Genomic DNA, 17,478 nt, shown 5'->3' on the forward strand with positions numbered 1-17,478 from the left:
GGCCCTCACGTGTCGGCGCTCATCGTGCCGGCCGCGGGTGAATCGATCACCCCGGGAGGCGCACCGGCATCAGCAGGTGGAGGTAACCCGAGGCGGGCGGGGTCGTGTCCTCCCCCTCGGCGGGCGGCAGGACCGGGCGGACCAGCGCGGGCCGGTTCGGGGTGGTGAACGTGAGCTGGGCCTTCTCGGTGTGCAGCGCACCGAGCGCGTCCAGCAGGTAGCCCGGGTTGAACGCGATGGTCAGCGGGGTGCCGTCCAGCGTGCAGGGCAGCTCCTCCTCGGCGCTGCCGACGTCCTCGCCACCGGCCGCGAGCCGCAGCCCGTCCTCGCCGAACTCCATCCGGATCTGCGCGACCCGGTCCGCGACGAGCGAGACCCGCTTGATCGCCTCGACGAGGTGGCTGACCTGGAGCTCCGCGGCGGTGGTGTGCTCGGCCGGGATGAGCTGGCGAAACCGCGGGAACTCCGCGTCGAGCAGGCGGGTGGTGGCCCGGCGGCCGCCGCCGGTGAGCCCGAGCATGCCGTCCCCTGCGGACAGGGCGATCTCGACGGAACCGGCGCCGGCGAGGGTCTTCGCGACGTCCGAGAGGGTCTTCGCCGGGATGAGCACGGCGGTGGACCCGCTCGCGTCCTCCGGCTGCCAGTCCAGCTCGCGCACGGCGAGCCGGAAGCGGTCGGTCGCGGCGAGCGTGAGCCGGGTGCCCTCGATCTCGAGCCGGATGCCGGTGAGCATGGGGAGCGTGTCGTCCCGGCCCGCGGCGACGGCGACCTGGGCGACGGCCCCGGCCAGCTCCGCGGCGTCGACCGCGCCCGCCCGCTGGGGCATGCCCGGCAGCTGCGGGTAGTCCTCGACCGGCATGGTCGGCAGCGAGAACCGGCTGCTGCCGCAGTTGATCGTGGCGCGGGAGCCGTCGACGACGAGGTCCACGGGCTTGTTCGGCAGGGCGCGGGTGATGTCGGCGAGCAACCGGCCGGAGACGAGCAGCCTGCCCGGGTCACCGATCGTCGCGTCGAGCTCCACGCGGGCCGAGGTCTCGTAGTCGAACCCGGAGACGGTGAGGCGGTCCCCCTCGGCTCCGGCGTCGATCAGCACGCCACCGAGGACCGGCACCGGCGGTCGCGCAGGGAGGCTGCGGGCGACCCAGGCAGCGGCATCGGCGAGCACGTCGCGTTCGACCCGGAACTTCATCGCGGAGAGGACCTTTCACCGGTGGTCACTGGATGTGACCGCGCTCGGAGTGATTCGAAGTGACTCGTGACTGGGCCCCGGAGGAGGACGGGCGGCGCGGGCCCCGAGGTCCGACCGGCGTTCTCCGAGGGCGCTGCGCCGACGTCCCGGCAATCCGGGTTCGACCGACTCACCGTAGAGCCTCCCGAGCCCGGGTGTCACGTCGCGGGTCCGTCGCCCGACGAGCGGTCCGAACGCACCGACGAGGTCCCCGTCCGTGTCCCCATCCACGGCCCTCTTTCTCTTGTAGTTCTTCCAAGAGAGGACTCCAGACGTAGAGATAGGTCCTGTGGACAACGTGGATGGAGTGCGTCGTCGCAGGTGGGACGGTGCGGCGATCTGGGGACCGGGCCTGCGGACGGACTCGGGAGGGTTGCGCAGGACGGTGGACAGCCGGCGTCCGGGCGGAGTTGTCCGGCCGCTGTCCCCGGGTTCGAGGTGAGTTGTCCACCGGCTGGGGGTGATCCGTCCACCGCCCACGGGCCGGCAATCCACAGAGTTGTCCCCAGATGTGGGTGAAGCGTGGCCGTGCGTCCACGCTGTGCGACCGGTCGGCGCCGTTGCCAGGACCCGGTGGCGGCGGTCGAGACCCTCAGGAGTCCCGCCTTGCACACGAGCTGCAACGGACGGTGACCGTCCGGGTCACTGTTCGCGTGGCGCCCGCGCCCGTCGATGCGGCGAGCGTCCTTTAGCAGACGACGAGCGGTCGGGCCGGGAGCGACACGCGCTCGGAGTGGATCTCTCTTCGGTCACGACGCGATGACGGCTCGTTGATCTTCGTTCGAGGCGTCTCGATCATGGTCGCTCGTGTCCACATGATTGTTCTCGCCCTCGCCGTGTCCGACGGCGTCGAGACTCGGCTGCTCCATGTGGGTGTGCACGTGGTCACGGAGCGACTTGCGTCCTTCCGGTGAGGAAGGGTGGGGGCGGGCTGGGGACAACGGGCCGGCGGCGGGCGGGTTCGCACGTGTCGTGCGCTCAGTGCTGCATGATCACCAATTGCGTGCGCTCAGTGCGGTGCGCACGGCAGCCGGGGCACCGAGAGAGCGATCGTGGTGCGTCGCCCGTGCGGATGCGCGGTCAGTGCCGGGCGCGCTGCTTGATGCGCGCCGTGAGCTCCTGAACCTGCTCGAACGTCTTGCGGCGCAGTGAGATCTCGTTGCGGATCTTCTTGTCCGCGTGCATGACCGTGGTGTGGTCGCGGCCGCCGAAGGTCTGGCCGATGCGCGGCAGGGAGAGATCGGTGAGCTCGCGGCACAGATACATGGAGATCTGGCGGGCCTGGGCGAGCGCCTTGGTCTTCCCGGGCCCGCACAGCTCCTCGATCGTCACGTCGAAGAACTCGGCGGTGACCGCCATGATCGTCGGCGCGGTGATCTCCGAGGCGGCGGAGTCCGGGATGAGGTCGCGCAGCACGATCTCGGCGAGCTGGGTGTCGACGGGCTGGCGGTTGAGCGAGGCGAAGGCCGTCACCCGGATCAGCGCGCCCTCGAGCTCGCGGATGTTCCGCTCGATGCGCTCGGCGATGAACTCCAGGACGTCACCGGGGACGGCGAGCCGGTCCTGCGCCGCCTTCTTGCGGAGGATCGCGATGCGGGTCTCGAGCTCGGGCGGCTGGATGTCGGTGATCAGCCCCCACTCGAACCGCGTGCGCATCCGGTCCTCGAGGGTCTCCAGGCGCTTCGGCGGCCGGTCGGAGGAGACGACGATCTGCTTGTTGGCGTTGTGCAGGGTGTTGAAGGTGTGGAAGAACTCCTCCTGCGTGCCCTCCTTGCCCTCCAGGAACTGGATGTCGTCGACGAGCAGCACGTCGACGTCCCGGTAGCGGCGCTGGAAGGCGACCTTGCGGTCGTCACGCAGGGAGTTGATGAAGTCGTTGGTGAACTCCTCGGTACTGACGTACCGCACGCGCATGCCGGGGAACAGCCGCTGCGCGTAGTGCCCGACCGCGTGGAGCAGGTGGGTCTTGCCCAGCCCGGACTCGCCCCAGATGAACAACGGGTTGTAGGCGCGGGCGGGCGCCTCGGCCACCGCGACGGCCGCGGCGTGGGAGAAGCGGTTCGACGCCCCGATGACGAACGTGTCGAAGATGTACTTCTCGTTCAGTCGGGTCTGCGAGCGCGGCGCCACCGGGTCACCCGGCTGCGGGGCGGAGTAGGTGGGCCACGGCTCCGGCGCGGGCGGCGGGGCGCCCTCGACGCCCGCGGGCTCGGGGAGCGCGGCCGCGGCCGACGGGTCCACGAGCGGAGAGCCGGACGGGGGCGTCGGCACGTCGGCGGTGGCGCCGTCCGTGCCGAGCGGCAGCGGGCTCGGCGCGTTCGACTCCGCGATCGCGCCCAGCGACGGCGCGCCCACCGGCCTGCGCGACGGCGGGTCCGGCACGGCGGTCCCGCCCGCGGACGCGCTCTGGTCGACCACGACGGCGAGGTTCACCTGCACCCCGAGGTGCCGGCCGATCGCCTCGCTGATCGGGCGGCGCAGGATCCGCTCGATGGCGTCCTTCGCGAACTCGCTCGGCGCGGCGAGGAGCGCGGTGCCGTCGAGCAGCCCGAGTGGGCGGGTCAGCCGGAGGAAGGCCCGTTGCTGCGCCGACAGGGTCGGCGCGCCGTTCTCGGGCGGGGCGGCGAGGTCGGCGATGACCAGATCCCACACCTGGGCGAGGTCACCGTTTTCCGCCACCGCTGGGTCCCTCTCTCCGCGCGACCGGCTGGGGGCGGGCGCGCGCCGTCGGAGTTTCGTCGTTCTGGTTCGTGCGGGTCTGAAGACATCCCCAGACTTATCCACACATGTGTATGACCGTACGCAGGGGAGTTCGGCGGATCGCGCCCGGCCCCTCGGCCACCGCGACCCGCAGAGCCTTCGACGGAGCCGACGGCGCGTGCGGATGTTCCGATCCCCCCGGATGGAACGTGAAGCCCGCACGCTAACAACGACCGCCGGGCGACCACAAGACGCGCAGGTGGAGGCCGGTCCGGCCCACGTGCGCCTGCCTGCGAGGATGACGGTGAGCGACCTCGCTGTCACTCGACCTCGCGGTGGCGGGGGGTGGTGTGCAGGCCCTTCGCGCCGCTGCGTACCCTTATCCGGAGGCGCGCCCTGTGGTGCGCAGACCAACCAGAAGCTACCGACGGCCCGAGCGTGTCGTCGATCGGGAGAAGACGACCGTGAGCAAGCGGACCTTTCAGCCGAACAACCGCCGCCGCGCCAAGACGCACGGCTTCCGCCTGCGCATGCGGACCCGCGCGGGCCGCGCCATCCTGTCGTCGCGCCGCCGCAAGGGCCGCGCCGCGCTCTCGGCCTGATCGCCGCGACGTCGGAGTGCTGCCCGCCGGCGCCCGGCTGACCCGTCGGGACGAGTTCGCCTCGACGATCCGCCGAGGTCGCCGCGCCGGGCGCGCCCGTCTCGTCGTGCATCTGGACACGACCCCGAATCCGGTCCTCGGTCCGAGGGCCGGATTCGTCGTGAGCAAGGCCGTCGGGAACGCGGTGGTCCGCCACCGCGTGGCCCGGCGGCTCCGTCATCTCGTGGCGGACCGATTGGCGACGTTGCCCGCGGGCGCCCTGCTCGTCGTCCGGGCCCTGCCGCCCGCGGCCACCGCCACGTCGAGCGAGCTGGCCGCCGACCTCGACTCGGGCCTGCGGAAGGCCACGCGATGAGCACCGTCCTCCTCGCGCTCCTGCGCTTCTACCAGCGCTGGATCTCCCCGAACCTGCCCCCGAGCTGTCGCTTCTACCCCAGCTGCAGCGCCTACGCCGTCGAGGCGATCCAGGTCCACGGCGCGCTGCGCGGGTGTTGGCTCGCGCTGCGGCGACTCCTGCGCTGCCACCCGTGGCACCCTGGCGGAGTAGACCCGGTCCCACCCCGATCCGACCACAGCACTGAGAAGTGCGAGGAGCAAGCCCCGTGCTGAACTTCATCTACTACCCCGTGTCGTTCATCATGTGGGTCTGGCACAAGGCGTTCGGCTTCATCTTCGGCGCGGACGCCGGCATCTCCTGGGTCCTGTCGGTCATCTTCCTGGTCTTCACCCTCCGCGCGATCCTCTACAAGCCGTTCGTCGGCCAGGTCCGCTCCATGCGCAAGATGCAGGAGATGGCGCCGGAGATGCAGCGGCTCCGAAAGAAGTACGCCAACGACCGGCAGAAGCTCACGCAGGAGATGCAGAAGCTCCAGGCGGAGAACGGGGCGAACCCGCTCGGCGGCTGTCTGCCGGTCCTGGTGCAGGTGCCGGTGTTCATCGGCCTGTTCCACGTGCTGCGGGAGTTCAAGCCCGGCAAGACCGAGAACTACTTCTTCGGCGCGGACGAGGTGCGTTCGTTCGTCGACTCGTCGTTCTTCGGCGCCAAGCTGGGTGCGACCGTCGTCAACACCCAGTACTCCACCGTCACGCTCCAGGAGCTCGGCGGGAACCTCACCAGCCAGCTGATCGTGATGATCCCGCTGATGATCCTCGCGGGCATCTTCACCCACATCACGGCGCGGCACTCGGTCGCCCGGCAGGCCGCCAACCCGGCCGCCATGGCGAACTCGCAGACCGCGATCATGAACAAGCTGATGCTGTACGTGTTCCCGATCGGCGTCGTGGTCGGTGGCCCGTTCCTGCCCCTGGCGATCCTCTTCTACTGGGTCTCCAACAACCTCTGGACGCTCGGCCAGCAGTACGTCGTCTACAAGCGGATCGACGCGGAAGAGGCCGAGAAGAAGGACAAGGCGGCGCAGAACCGCAACGCCCTGGCGCCCAAGCCCGGCCAGAAGCCGAACCGGAACGGCTCGACCCCGGCCGAGCCCGAGGCCGTCGAGGAGCCCGAGACCGAGACCACCGAGTCCGCTCCGGAGAAAAAGCCCGGGGCCAAGCCGGTGACGAAGCCCAAGCCCGGCGCGAAGCCCGTCAACCGATCCGGTGGGTCGGGCGGGCGCCCGGGCGGCGGTAACCGGACGCAGGCCCGCAAGGGCAAGAAGCGTCGGTAGCAGACCTTCGAGCGGGTCGCGGCCCGCTCACCTCGTCCGGTCGCCTGGCGACCGGACGAGCGCAACGTGGAGAGGAGTACGCGTGCCGAAGACGGCGGAGGGCGGGTCCGAGGACCAGCTGATCAAAGAGGGCGACATCGCCGGGGACTACCTCGAGCGGTTGCTCGACATCCTCGACTACGACGGTGACATCGACCTGGACGTCGAAGCCGGCCGGGCGATCGTCAGCATCGACGGCGGCGAGGACCTCGCCCGACTCGTCGGCGAGAAGGGTGCCGCCCTCGAGTCGCTGCAGGAGCTGACCCGCCTGGCGGTGCAGCAGGCCTCCGGCAACCGCAGCCGGCTGATGCTGGACATCGCCGGGTGGCGGCAGGGTCGGCGGGACGAGCTGACCGAGCTCGGCACCCGTACCGCCGAGGAGGTCAAGGAGACCGGCACGCCCGCCCGGCTGCGGCCGATGACGCCGTTCGAGCGCAAGGTCGTCCACGACGCCGTCGCGGCGGTCAAGGGCGTCTCGAGCGAGAGCGAGGGCGAGGAGCCCCGCCGGCAGGTCGTCGTCTTCCGCGACAAGTAGATCCCCGCGGTGGCGCCCTCCGTGTCCAGTTCGGACCGGAGGGCGCCGTCGTCTCCTCCCCAGGACGGTTTCACGTGGAACATCCCCCTCCCCCGGCCGCGCAGAAGGTCTTCGGCGACCGGCTCGAGCTCGCCGCCCGCTACGTCGACCACCTCGCGACCTCGGGCGTCGAACGTGGTCTGATCGGGCCGCGCGAGGCGGACCGGCTGTGGGACCGCCACGTCCTCAACTGCGCCGTCGTCGCGGAACTCGTGCCGGACAGCGCGAAAGTGGTGGATGTGGGCTCGGGTGCGGGCCTTCCCGGGATACCGTTGTGCCTCGCCCGTCCGGATCTCCGGATCGTGCTCGTCGAACCGCTCGCCCGCCGGGTGGAGTGGTTGGAGGAGATCATCGCGGATCTCGGCTTGTCGCTGACGGTCGAGCGCGGGCGAGCAGAGGAGAATGCGATCCGACGGCGATGGGAGGGTGCTGACGTGGTCACTGCACGCGCCGTCGCTCCGCTCGCCCGGCTCGCCGGCTGGTCGCTCCCGCTCCTCCGCACGGGGGGCCGGATGCTCGCGGTGAAGGGCGCGTCCGCACCGCAGGAGATCGAGCGGGACGCCGCCGAGGTCCGCAGGCTGGGCGGCGGCATTCCCGTCATCGAGCTGTGCGGCACCGGCGTCGTCGACCCGCCGAGCACAGTGGTGTCCGTCGAACGTCAGGCCCGGCTCGCCGGTCGACCCCGGAAGAAGCGTTCCACGTGAAACATCCCCAGGAAGGTCCCCAGCGATGAGCCTCGGCTGGACCCCGATAGCCGAAGAGGCGGAGCGCGCCGCCCGTCTGCGGCACCCCGACCGCCACGGCATGCCGAAGCCGGCCCACCGCCGCATCCTCACGATCGCCAACCAGAAGGGCGGCGTCGGCAAGACGACGAGCACGGTCAACGTGGCCGCGGCGCTCGCCCTGCACGGACTGCGTGTCCTGGTCATCGACCTCGACCCTCAGGGCAACGCCAGCACGGCCCTCGGCGTCGAGCACCGGACGGGCACCCCGTCGGTCTACGAGGCGCTGATCGGCGAGATCGGCCTCGTCGAGGCGGCCGCCGTCAGCACGGCGTCGGACAACCTGCTGTGCGTGCCCGCCACCATCGACCTGGCGGGTGCCGAGATCGAGCTCGTCAGCATGGTCGCCCGCGAGTCGCGGCTGCGTCAGGCGCTCAACGACGACGCGCTCGACGAGCTGAACGTCGACTACGTCCTGATCGACTGCCCGCCCTCGCTCGGCCTGCTCACCGTCAACGCCCTCGTGGCCGCCCAGGAGGTGCTGATCCCGATCCAGTGCGAGTACTACGCGCTGGAGGGCCTGGGGCAGCTCCTGAGCAACATCGACCTGGTCCGCTCGCACCTCAACACCGCGTTGCACGTGTCGACCATCCTGCTGACCATGTACGACGGCCGGACGAAGCTCGCCGACCAGGTCACCTCGGAAGTGCGACAGCATTTCGGCAATACGGTCCTTCGGACGGTCATCCCGCGTAGCGTGAAGGTCTCCGAGGCGCCGGGCTACAGCCAGACCGTCCTCGCGTACGACCCCGGCTCCCGCGGGGCGATGAGCTACGTCGACGCGGCGCGGGAGATCGCGGAGTACGGCTCGCACATGGATGAGCAGACGGACGGGGCATAGATGGCGGAGCGCAAGGGCGGACTGGGCCGCGGCCTGGCCGCGCTGATTCCCACGGGGCCGGAGACCGGGATCCGGACCGGGCCGATGGCGTTGACGCCGACGGACATGCTGCCCTCACGGATGCGTGCGCCGGAGCCGATGACGAGCGTCGGCGCGGAGTACCGGGAGATCCCCGTCGGGGCGATCCGGCCCAACCCGAAGCAGCCCCGCACCCAGTTCGACGACGAGCAGCTCGCCGAGCTCGAGCACTCCATCCGCGAGTTCGGGCTGCTGCAACCGATCGTCGTGCGTGAGCTCGTCGCCGGCCAGTACGAGCTCGTCATGGGCGAACGTCGGTGGCGCGCCTCCCAGCGGGCCGGGCTGACCGAGCTGCCCGCCATCGTGCGCGGCACGACCAACGACCAGATGCTGCGGGACGCGTTGCTGGAGAACATCCACCGCGTTCAGCTGAACCCGCTCGAAGAGGCCGCCGCCTACGAGCAGCTGCTCGAGGAGTTCGGCGTCACCCAGACCGAGCTCGCCGACCGGATCGGCCGCAGCCGACCCGTCGTCACGAACATGATCCGGCTCCTGCGCCTGCCCGTGGCAGTGCAGCGGCGGGTCGCGGCGGGAGTGCTCTCGGCCGGTCACGCTCGAGCCCTGCTCGGGCTCGACGACGCCGCCGCCCAGGAGGAGCTCGCCGCCCGCATCGTCGCGGAGGGACTGTCGGTGCGGGCGACGGAGGAGGCAGTCGTCCTCGCCCGCAACGAGGCCCCCGCCGCGAAGACGCGCAAGCCCCGTGGGCGCCCCGCGGTGAGCGAAGGCATGAGCGCCTTCGCCGACCGCCTGTCCGACCGCTTCGACACGACGGTCAAGGTCGAGATGGGCTCCCGGAAGGGCCGGCTCGTGGTCGAGTTCGGCTCCGCGGAGGACTTCGAGCGCATCGCGCGGATCATCGAACAGGGCGGCTGAGCCCCGACTCCTCCGTCGAGGCCCTGAGCCAGACATGCCGCTCACGGGCCCCCTGTGCGCCGCTGGCTGATCTCGGGTGGATCCGGTACGGCGGGATGTGGGCGCACTCGCCGACGTGTCATAACAGCATCGTTCGCGGGTGTCAGCCCCGCTCGATCGCCTTCTCCACGAGGGCGGCGAAGACGGTGCCGAGATCTCCCCCGTCCGCGGCGACCGCGGTCGGCAGCAGCGAGGTGTCGGTGAGGCCGGGCGAGACGTTCACCTCCAGGATCTGCACCCGCCCCTCCCCGTCCACGACGGCGTCCATGCGCGAGAGATCCCGGAGGCCGAGAAGCGCGTGCGCCTCGAGCGCCGTGCGTTCGAGAAGGGCGATCGTGTCGGCGGGAAGCCGCGCCGGGCAGTGGAAGGACGTCGCGCCCGGCGTGTAGCGGGCGGTGTAGTCGTAGACGCCACCGGGAGCCTCCACCTCGACCGGGGGCAGGGCTCGCGGAAGGGCGCCGTCGTGCACGACGGAGACGGCGACCTCCGTGCCCGTCACGAAACGCTCGGCGAGCACCGTGTCGGCGTAGGCGAGGCAGCTGACCATTGCGGCCGGCAGATCCGCGGCCGCCCGGACGACCTGGGCGCCGAGTGCCGAGCCGCCCTGGTCGGGCTTGAGCATCAGCGGCAGACCGAGACGCTCGACCATCGCGTCGAGCACGGCCTGTGCTCCGAGCTCACGGAAGGTCGTGTGCGGGAGCGCGATCCAGTCGGGAGTGTCGAGGCCTGCGCGGGCGAACTCGGCCTTCGCGGTCGGCTTGTCCCACGCGCGGCGGCAGGCGGCCGAGGCGGTGCCCACGTAAGGCACCCCCAGGAGCTCCAGGACGGCGTGGATCGCGCCGTTCTCGCCCTCTCCCCCGTGCAGCGCCACGATCGCGGCCGACGGGCGGTCGGTGCGCAGACGCTCGATCAGGGACGCGTCGGCGTCCCACTCGCGAACATCCACGCCCACCGAACGCAGCGCGCCGGCGAGCCGCTTGCCGGACCGTAGCGAGACCTCGCGCTCGTGGGAGAGTCCGCCCGCCAGTACCGCCACGCTTCGATCGCTCACCCGCGCATTCTCCGCCACGCCGAGGCGGGCGCGTCGGCGGGGATGTTTCACGTGGAACGGGCGTGGGGGTGATCGGCCGGTGATGCGTATACGCGGGCAGAGCTGAGATGTGGCGGCGTGCAATCGGGGTGAGGTGGGGCGAAGGACGTGGGCCGTGATCCACCGTCTGGAAGATGGCTGGTCGGAGCCGAACTCTGGTCGCTCCGACGGTGGGTGGTCGGCTGGTGGTGCGTGTACGCGGGCAGTGCTGAGGTGCGGTGGTGTGCGATCGGGGTCAGGCGGAGCGCAGGACGCGGGCCACGATCCACCATTGGGGAGCGAGCCGGTCGGGAATCGACCTCTGGGCGCCCCGATGGTGGATCATCGTCCGAGCCGAGCCGAGCCGAGCCGAGCCGAGCCGAGCCGAGCCGAGCCGAGCCGAGCCGAGCCGAGCCGAGCCGAGCCGAGCCGAGCCGAGCCGAGCCGAGCCGAGCCGAGCCGAGCCGAGCCGAGCCGAGCCGAGCCGAGCCGAGCCGAGCCGAGCCGAGCCGAGCCGAGCCGAGCCGAGCCGAGCCGAGCCGAGCCGCCGTTCCACGTGAAACATCGACGCCCCGCGGCCATCGGGCCGCGGGGCGTCAGTGGGTAAGGCGTCAGTGGCTCACGCCGTGTCGGGTGAGGGGGTGTGCGCGCCCCTGCGCACCTCGGGCGCGGGCGCGGCGGGGAGGCCGAAGGTGCGGCGCACGTCCATCTCGGCCTCGATCACCGCGGCCAGCCGGCGCACGCCTTCGGTGATGCGCTCCGGCGTCGGGTAGCAGTACGAGAGGCGGAGCTGGCGGCTGCCGAGACCGTCGGCGTAGAAGCCGGTGCCCGAGGCGTACGCGACCCGGGCGGTCACGGCGCGGGGCAGCATCGCCTTGGCGTCGACGCCCTCGGGCAGGGTGACCCACACGTAGAAGCCGCCGTCCGGGACGGTCCAGGTGCAGCCGTCCGGGAGGTGGGTCTCGAGCGCGGCCAGCATCGCGTCCCGGCGCTCGCGGTACTGCTCGGTGAACGTCTTCACCTGGGCGCGCCAGTCGTGCTTCTCGAGGTACCGCGACACGATCATCTGCGTGAAGCTCGGCGGGCAGAGGGTCGCGGACTCGGCGGCGAGGACGAGCCGGTCCCGGACCGCGGGCGGGACGAGCGCCCAGCCGACCCGCAGCCCGGAGGCGAACGTCTTGGAGAACGACCCGAGGTAGATCACGGAGCGGTCCATGGACCGGAGCGCCGGGTACGTCGTGCCGCTGAAGCCGAGGAGGCCGTAGGGGTTGTCCTCGACGACCCCGACGCCGTACTCGGCGCAGAGCTCGAGGATCCGCCTGCGCCGCGACACCGCCAGCGTGACGCCGGCCGGGTTGTGGAAGTTCGGGATCGTGTACAGGAACTTGGGGGTGATCCCACGCCCGGCGAGGGTGCGCAGGGCCTCCTCCAGCAGCTCGGGGACGAGTCCCTCCGCGTCCATCGCGACGTGCACCACGCGGGCCTGGTAGGCGGCGAAGCTGCCCAGCGCGCCGACGTACGAGGGCCCCTCGGCGAGCACGACGTCTCCGGGGTCGCAGAACAGCCGGGTGACGAGATCGAGCGCCATCTGCGACCCCACGGTCACCACGACGTCGTTCGGGTCGGCCTCGATCCCCTCCTCCCGCATGACGTCGCAGATCTGCTCGCGCAGCGCCGGGACGCCCTGGGCGGACCCGTACTGCAGCGCGACCTGCCCCTCGCGGGCGACGAGGTCCCCGATCTCGGCGGAGAGCGTGTCCAGCGGGAGGGCGGCGAGGTTCGGCATCCCGCCCGCGAGCGAGACGACCTCGGGCCGGCTGGCGACCGCGAACAGCGCGCGGATCTCGGAGGCGACCATGCCCTGGGTGCGAACGGCGAAGCGTTCCGTCGGGGCCGCCGCTGCCGCCGCGGTCCGCTCGACGACGTCGGGGCGGTGCGGGGAGGGCGGGATCGTCACGACGGATCCTCCAGATCGACACGGCAGCGCCACTCGGGCGCTGGGAAACGGCAGTTGAGTGTAACCGGGACGGGTGTACGGCCTGCCCTTCGGCGAGGCCGGGTGACCGGTCGTCGTCGTCGGGGTGTCGCGCGACCTGTCTGCCGACCTACCATCGAGCAGCCCTCGTGATCACGCGGGGGTTCACGACTCGCGGAACCCCAGGGTCCCCGCCGGAGGTAGCACGTTGTCCTGGCACGTCACGGCGGTCAACCTCGACAACCTCGGAGATCTCCCGAAGCGTTGTCGCTCCTGCGTGTTCTGGGAGCTGGCACCGCACCTCGCGAAGCAGGCCGAGGACTTCGGCACCACCGAGCTCGAGAAGGAGGCGTGGGTCTCGGAGATCCTCCTCGAGTGGGGCTCGTGCGGGAAGATCGTCTACATGCGCGGTGCGCCCGCGGGCTACGTCCTGTACGCGCCGCCGGACGCGGTGCCGCGCGCCACGGAGATGCCCACCGGCCCGGTGAGTGCGGACGCGGTGCTGCTGACCACCCTGCAGGTAATGCCGGAGTTCGCGGGCGAGGGTCTCGGGCGGATGCTCGCCCAGGCCGTCGTGAAGGACCTGACCCGCCGCGGCGTGCGGGCGATCGAGGCCTTCGGCGAGGCCAAGCCCGGCACCGAGCCCGGCTGCATCATCCCGGCGGACTTCCTGCGCAGCGTCGGATTCAAGACGGTCCGTCCCCACCCCCGGTGGCCGCGGCTGCGGATGGAGCTGCGCTCGGGGCTGGAGTGGAAGGAGGACGTCGAGCACGCGCTCGAGCAACTCCTGGGCACGATCACGATCCCGATGCAGGCCGCCGCACCACCCGCGCCTCGCACCCCCGCGCGCGTACACGCGATCTGAGGGCCCGCTGTACGGGCTCCAGACGCCCCGAATCACACAGGTGTGAGTCAGGGGCGCGGGACGGCGGGCACGCAGTTCCTCGGCCCGCACGGGCTCAGATCGCCTGCGCCTGGTTCCGGATCTCGTGGGCGAGCACGTCCGAGAAGGTGAACGTGCCCGTCGGCTGGTCGTTCTGACCCAGCAGGTACAGCCGCTTGACGGCGACGAGGATCCCCTCGGCCACGACGTCCCGGAAGCCGGAGTCGATCAGCTTGCGCCGGTCGCCCATGTGCGTGAGGTAGCCGAGCTCCACCCGGACCGTGGGCATCCGGGTCAGCCGCAGCAGCTCCCACGTCCGGCCCTGGATGCCGCAGTCCAGCATCGCGGTGCGGGTGAGCAGCTCGCGCTGGATCAGCCCGGCGAGGGCCTCCCCCACGGTGGAGGTGGCGCCGGTCCCGTTGCCGAAGTGGAAGGTCGCGAGCCCCTGCGCGTGGATGCTGCGGTTCGCGTCGGAGTGAAGAGAAAGGACGAGGTCCGCGTTCGCCTCGTTGGCGAAGGCGGCGCGTTCGGCGTCCGACGGGCAGGTGTCCTCGCGCCGGGTCACCAGCGCCTCCATGCCGGTGGCCGACATGCGCCCGACGAGCCGCCGGGCCAGGTCCCACATCAGGTCGGCCTCGCACACACCGGAAGCCTGGACACCCCGGTCCAGCCCGCCGTGGCCCGGGTCGATGACGATCCGCTTGCCGCGCATCCGGGGCCCGGCGCGGCGGAGCAGCTCCTGCTCGCGCAGCAGGCCCGGGCTGCCGCCGGTGACCTTGCGACCGAGCTGGCGCAGCGCGCGCAGGGTAGCGGGCCCGCAGACGCCGTCCGCAGCCATGCCGTACTCGCGCTGGAACCGGCGCAGGGCGGCCTCGGTCTGCTCGTCGAACACACCGGAGGGGCGGCCGGGGTCGTAGCCCAGCTCGAGGAGCCGGGTCTGGAGCTGCCCGACGTCGTCACCGCTCATCGGCGCGGACACCAGCAGCGCCAGCATCCGGTCGCCCAGGCTCCATCCGGCCTCGCGCAACGCGCGGTAGGTGTCCGGCCCGACGATCCCGTCGGTGATGAGCCCACGACGCTGCTGGAAGGCCTGCACGGCACGTTCGAGCTCGACGTCGAACTGGTCGGGAGTGGCGCCCGGGGCGGCGGTGGCCAGCAGGCCGAACCGACGCAGCGTGTCCCTGATCTCGACGACCGCACTTCCACGGTCCCCGCGGCGGAGCAGCTGCATGCACCCCTCGCTCGATCTCGACGTCCTTCAGGCCGCCGACCATTCTGCACCGCGGGGTCCCATTCGAGGCACAGCGCCCCCGACACGGGCGTGTCCCCGCCGCGAACGGCGGGGACACGCGGCGAGCGGCTCGACGCCGCTCGGTGATCATCGCCGGACGCACCGACGGATCGGTGACCGGCCGTATCCTCGAGGCTCCCCGAGGATCCGAGGATCAGAGGTAGTCGGACAGGTCGTTCAGCAGCGCGGCCTTCGGCTTGGCGCCGACGATCGTCTTCACCGGCTTGCCGTCTTTGAACAGGATCATCGTCGGGATCGACATGACCTGGTACTCCTGGGCGGTCTTGCCGTTCGCGTCGATGTCCAGCTTGGCGACCGTCAGGTCGTCCTTGTGCTCGCCCGCGATCTCGTCCAGCACGGGGGCGACCATCTTGCACGGCCCGCACCAGGTCGCCCAGAAGTCGACCAGGACGGTCTTGTCGCTCTTCAGGACGTCGTTCTCGAACGTGGCGTCGGTGACGTCCACGGTGTTGTTGCCCATCCGGGGTATCTCCTTCTCAGCTGTCGAACTCAGTGCACGGCTGCGGCGACGTCCGCCGAGTCCGTCCCGTAGCCGCCGCCCGCGAGCTCGGCGTCGATCGGGGTCTCGGCGAGCCAGCGCTCGGCGTCGATCGCCGCGGAGCAGCCGGAGCCCGCCGCCGTGATCGCCTGCCGGTAGGTGTGGTCCACCAGGTCACCGGCGGCGAAGACGCCGGGGATGTTCGTGTACGTGGTCGGGGCCTGCGTCTTCACGTAGCCCGCGTCGTCCAGGTCCACCTGGCCGCGGACGAGCTCGCTGCGCGGGTCGTGCCCGATCGCGACGAACATGCCGCTGACCTCGAGGGTGCTCTCCTCGCCGGTCACGGTGTCCTTGAGCCGGAGCGCGGAGACGCCGTTCTCCCCGACGACCTCCTCGACGGCCTTGTTCAGCTGCCAGTGGATCTTCGGGTCGTTCTGCGCGCGCTCGAGCATGATCCGCGAGGAGCGGAACTCGTCCCGGCGGTGCACGATCGTCACGGTCCGCCCGAAGCGGGTGAGGAACGTGGCCTCCTCCATGGCGGAGTCGCCGCCGCCGATCACGGCGATGTCCTTGTCCCGGAAGAAGAACCCGTCACACGTGGCACAGGCCGACACGCCGCGGCCGAGCAGCTCCTGCTCGCCGGGGATGCCCAGGTACCGCGCCGCGGCGCCCATCGCGAGGATGACCGCCCGGGACCGGTAGGTCACGCCGTTGGCGACGACCTCCTTGACCTCTCCCGTCAGACTGACGGAATCGACGTCCTCCGAGCGCAGGTCCGCGCCGAAGCGCTTGGCCTGGCCCCGCATCTGCTCCATCAGGACCGGGCCCATGATCCCGTCGGTGAAACCGGGGAAGTTCTCCACCTCGGTGGTGGTCATGAGCGCGCCACCGAACTGGCTGCCCTCGAACACCAGCGGGGCGAGCTGGGCGCGCGCGGCGTAGACCGCGGCGGTGTACCCGGCCGGTCCGGAGCCGACGATGATCAGCTCATGGATCTTCTGCTCGGTGCTCACCGATGCCTCACTCCTCGTCCGACGTGTCCGGCCTGCTCAACACGATCCTAGGAGCGGGCATTCCCCTGCTCGCCCGGGCATCCGTTCGACGTGTGGGGTGCGTCACCCTCCGACGGTCTGGTCGGCGAGCAGTCGTCCGCAGTCCGGGGTGACCACGACCGCCCGCACCACGCCCTTCTTTCCCGTCGAGAGGACGAGAAGGAGGCCGTCGAGCCCGTTCAGGCGCAGCGGCCGCCCCGCCAGCAGGGCGCCCGTGGGCGAGGCCACCCCGGCCTGGAGCAGGCACGACGCCAGCGCGGCCGGGTCCGCGAGCCGCCCGACCGCCCGGGTCCGCTCCGCGAGCACCCGACCGCTCGCCCCGGCGAGGTCGGTGGGCCCGGGGCCCGGGCCGGTGAGGACGACCCCGACCAGGACCGCCGCCGCGGCGGTGAGCAGCGGCCCCCGACGCCGCCGACGCCGCCGTCCGCCCACGGGCGGACCGGGTGGGGGTCCGCCGCGCTCGGTCCGCTCCGTCTCGGCGTCCGCGGCGTCGAGCGCGGCCGCCAGGGACCCCGCGAGCGCCACGGGCATCCGTTCCCGCCCGAGCGTGCCCAGGTCGGCACGGGTGGCGTCCAGCGCGCGCAGGACGTGATCGGTGCCGGCGCCGCCCGCGGCGAGGACGCGTGCCGCGGTCGCCTCGTCGGGGAGGCCTGCGTGGGCCTCGGCGAGCCGCGTGAGCCAGCCCCCGCTCGTCATCCGCCCTCCCGCAGGTGCCCGAGGAGCCCGGCGAGCCGGAGCCTGCCCCGCGCGCAGCGGCTCTTCACCGTGCCGACCGGCACCTCCAGGATCCTCGCCGCCTCCGCCACCGGATATCCCTCCACATCGACGAGAACCACGGCCAGTCGCTGCTCGACGGGCAGCTCGGCCAGCGCGTCGACCACGGCGAGCCGGGTCATGGCCCGGTCGGCCGGATCGTCCGGCGCGGGGAGCACGTGGTGGCGCCGCCCGACGAGCCCCGGCCGCGCCCGGTCGTGCCGGATCCGGTCGACGCACTTGTGCACCACGATCTGGTGCAGCCAGGTGCCCACCTCGGCCTGGCCGCGATAGCTCGACGCCCGGCGGTAGGCCGCCACCAACGCCTCCTGCACGACGTCCGCCGCGTCGTCCGGGTCCCGGACCACCCGCAGCGCGACCGACCAGAGCCGGTCGCCGTGGCGGCGCACCAGCTCGTCGAACGCGCCGCGCTCGCCCGCCCGGTGGGCGGCCAGCAGCTGCCGGTCGGACCGGGCGTCGAGCAGGGGCACGGGGCGGACGGTAGGAGCGTGCCGCGTCCCTCATCGCCGAAT

18 protein-coding genes are annotated in these 17,478 nt (G+C 71.7%); 9 read left to right on the forward strand and 9 right to left on the reverse strand.

Annotated elements, in window-relative coordinates:
* Positions 1-46 precede the first annotated feature (46 nt).
* Together dnaN and dnaA are read right to left on the reverse strand one after the other, a co-directional pair.
* Positions 47-1,189 carry a DNA polymerase III subunit beta gene (dnaN, locus tag L3X23_RS24575; protein WP_093080718.1) on the reverse strand — a complete coding sequence of 381 codons (1,143 nt, stop codon included), beginning with the start codon at positions 1,187-1,189 and terminating at the stop codon, positions 47-49.
* 1,119 nt (positions 1,190-2,308) lie between these two features.
* Positions 2,309-3,880: a chromosomal replication initiator protein DnaA gene (gene dnaA, locus L3X23_RS24580; protein ID WP_374205006.1), complete on the reverse strand. Its 1,572-nt coding sequence runs from the start codon at positions 3,878-3,880 to the stop codon at positions 2,309-2,311.
* Between the two features lie 512 nt (positions 3,881-4,392).
* On the opposite strand from dnaA, the gene rpmH reads away from it, so the two are divergent.
* The 8 genes from rpmH to L3X23_RS24620 all read left to right on the forward strand — a co-directional run bounded on the left by rpmH (position 4,393) and on the right by L3X23_RS24620 (position 9,384).
* Complete coding sequence (gene rpmH, locus L3X23_RS24585) at positions 4,393-4,530, forward strand: 50S ribosomal protein L34 (protein WP_093080708.1); 138 nt, start codon at positions 4,393-4,395, stop codon at positions 4,528-4,530.
* A gap of 16 nt (positions 4,531-4,546) precedes the next feature.
* Positions 4,547-4,885 (forward strand): ribonuclease P protein component, encoded by a 339-nt coding sequence (rnpA, locus tag L3X23_RS24590; RefSeq protein ID WP_093080703.1) that lies wholly within the window; start codon positions 4,547-4,549, stop codon positions 4,883-4,885.
* On the forward strand, positions 4,882-5,139 hold the full coding sequence (gene yidD, locus L3X23_RS24595; protein WP_237194857.1) for a membrane protein insertion efficiency factor YidD: 258 nt from the start codon (positions 4,882-4,884) through the stop codon (positions 5,137-5,139). Before rnpA ends, yidD begins: the two co-directional genes overlap by 4 nt.
* Complete coding sequence (yidC, locus tag L3X23_RS24600) at positions 5,133-6,197, forward strand: membrane protein insertase YidC (protein ID WP_093080694.1); 1,065 nt, start codon at positions 5,133-5,135, stop codon at positions 6,195-6,197. The genes yidD and yidC overlap by 7 nt, the downstream gene beginning before the upstream one ends.
* Positions 6,198-6,279: 82 nt before the next feature.
* Positions 6,280-6,771 (forward strand): R3H domain-containing nucleic acid-binding protein, encoded by a 492-nt coding sequence (locus L3X23_RS24605; RefSeq protein WP_093080690.1) that lies wholly within the window; start codon positions 6,280-6,282, stop codon positions 6,769-6,771.
* A 74-nt stretch (positions 6,772-6,845) separates the two neighbouring features.
* Positions 6,846-7,514 carry a 16S rRNA (guanine(527)-N(7))-methyltransferase RsmG gene (gene rsmG / locus L3X23_RS24610; RefSeq protein ID WP_237194858.1) on the forward strand — a complete coding sequence of 223 codons (669 nt, stop codon included), beginning with the start codon at positions 6,846-6,848 and terminating at the stop codon, positions 7,512-7,514.
* Between the two features lie 25 nt (positions 7,515-7,539).
* Positions 7,540-8,433, forward strand: coding sequence for a ParA family protein (locus L3X23_RS24615; RefSeq protein ID WP_093080679.1), 894 nt, complete (start codon positions 7,540-7,542; stop codon positions 8,431-8,433).
* Positions 8,434-9,384: a ParB/RepB/Spo0J family partition protein gene (locus L3X23_RS24620; RefSeq protein WP_237194859.1), complete on the forward strand. Its 951-nt coding sequence runs from the start codon at positions 8,434-8,436 to the stop codon at positions 9,382-9,384. It abuts the gene before it with no gap.
* Positions 9,385-9,526: 142 nt separating this feature from the next.
* Here the strand turns inward: L3X23_RS24620 and L3X23_RS24625 are convergent, their stop codons facing one another.
* Both L3X23_RS24625 and L3X23_RS24630 read right to left on the reverse strand, forming a co-directional pair.
* Positions 9,527-10,474 carry a D-alanine--D-alanine ligase gene (locus L3X23_RS24625; protein ID WP_237194860.1) on the reverse strand — a complete coding sequence of 316 codons (948 nt, stop codon included), beginning with the start codon at positions 10,472-10,474 and terminating at the stop codon, positions 9,527-9,529.
* Between the two features lie 637 nt (positions 10,475-11,111).
* Positions 11,112-12,449, reverse strand: a complete 1,338-nt coding sequence (locus tag L3X23_RS24630; RefSeq protein WP_237194861.1) for a PLP-dependent aminotransferase family protein — start codon at positions 12,447-12,449, stop codon at positions 11,112-11,114.
* 226 nt (positions 12,450-12,675) lie between these two features.
* Between L3X23_RS24630 and L3X23_RS24635 the strand changes: the two genes are divergently transcribed.
* Complete coding sequence (locus L3X23_RS24635) at positions 12,676-13,332, forward strand: GNAT family N-acetyltransferase (RefSeq protein WP_237194862.1); 657 nt, start codon at positions 12,676-12,678, stop codon at positions 13,330-13,332.
* A gap of 94 nt (positions 13,333-13,426) precedes the next feature.
* Here L3X23_RS24635 and L3X23_RS24640 read toward each other — a convergent pair whose 3' ends face one another.
* The 5 genes from L3X23_RS24640 to sigM all read right to left on the reverse strand — a co-directional run bounded on the left by L3X23_RS24640 (position 13,427) and on the right by sigM (position 17,436).
* Positions 13,427-14,581 (reverse strand): N-acetylmuramoyl-L-alanine amidase, encoded by a 1,155-nt coding sequence (locus L3X23_RS24640; protein WP_093080664.1) that lies wholly within the window; start codon positions 14,579-14,581, stop codon positions 13,427-13,429.
* 214 nt (positions 14,582-14,795) lie between these two features.
* The gene (gene trxA, locus L3X23_RS24645) at positions 14,796-15,122 is read right to left on the reverse strand and encodes a thioredoxin (protein ID WP_093080659.1); all 327 of its coding nucleotides are present in this window, start codon (positions 15,120-15,122) and stop codon (positions 14,796-14,798) included.
* A 29-nt stretch (positions 15,123-15,151) separates the two neighbouring features.
* Positions 15,152-16,153: a thioredoxin-disulfide reductase gene (trxB, locus tag L3X23_RS24650; RefSeq protein WP_237194868.1), complete on the reverse strand. Its 1,002-nt coding sequence runs from the start codon at positions 16,151-16,153 to the stop codon at positions 15,152-15,154.
* A 102-nt stretch (positions 16,154-16,255) separates the two neighbouring features.
* Positions 16,256-16,888, reverse strand: coding sequence for a hypothetical protein (locus L3X23_RS24655; RefSeq protein ID WP_237194870.1), 633 nt, complete (start codon positions 16,886-16,888; stop codon positions 16,256-16,258).
* Positions 16,885-17,436, reverse strand: a complete 552-nt coding sequence (sigM, locus tag L3X23_RS24660; protein ID WP_237194873.1) for an RNA polymerase sigma factor SigM — start codon at positions 17,434-17,436, stop codon at positions 16,885-16,887. The genes L3X23_RS24655 and sigM overlap by 4 nt, the downstream gene beginning before the upstream one ends.
* Between the last annotated feature and the right edge of the window lie 42 nt (positions 17,437-17,478).

Source organism: Pseudonocardia sp. WMMC193 (genome assembly GCF_021728735.1).
Taxonomy (GTDB): domain Bacteria; phylum Actinomycetota; class Actinomycetes; order Mycobacteriales; family Pseudonocardiaceae; genus Pseudonocardia; species Pseudonocardia oroxyli.

Coding starts and splice junctions, on each gene's coding strand:
- yidD (WP_237194857.1), top strand. CDS start 4,882: ATGAGCACCGTCCTCCTCGCGCTCCTGCGCTTCTACCAGCGCTGGATC.
- L3X23_RS24615 (WP_093080679.1), top strand. CDS start 7,540: ATGAGCCTCGGCTGGACCCCGATAGCCGAAGAGGCGGAGCGCGCCGCC.
- L3X23_RS24655 (WP_237194870.1), bottom strand. CDS start 16,888: ATGACGAGCGGGGGCTGGCTCACGCGGCTCGCCGAGGCCCACGCAGGC.
- L3X23_RS24640 (WP_093080664.1), bottom strand. CDS start 14,581: ATGCAGCTGCTCCGCCGCGGGGACCGTGGAAGTGCGGTCGTCGAGATC.
- dnaN (WP_093080718.1), bottom strand. CDS start 1,189: ATGAAGTTCCGGGTCGAACGCGACGTGCTCGCCGATGCCGCTGCCTGG.
- trxA (WP_093080659.1), bottom strand. CDS start 15,122: ATGGGCAACAACACCGTGGACGTCACCGACGCCACGTTCGAGAACGAC.
- L3X23_RS24620 (WP_237194859.1), top strand. CDS start 8,434: ATGGCGGAGCGCAAGGGCGGACTGGGCCGCGGCCTGGCCGCGCTGATT.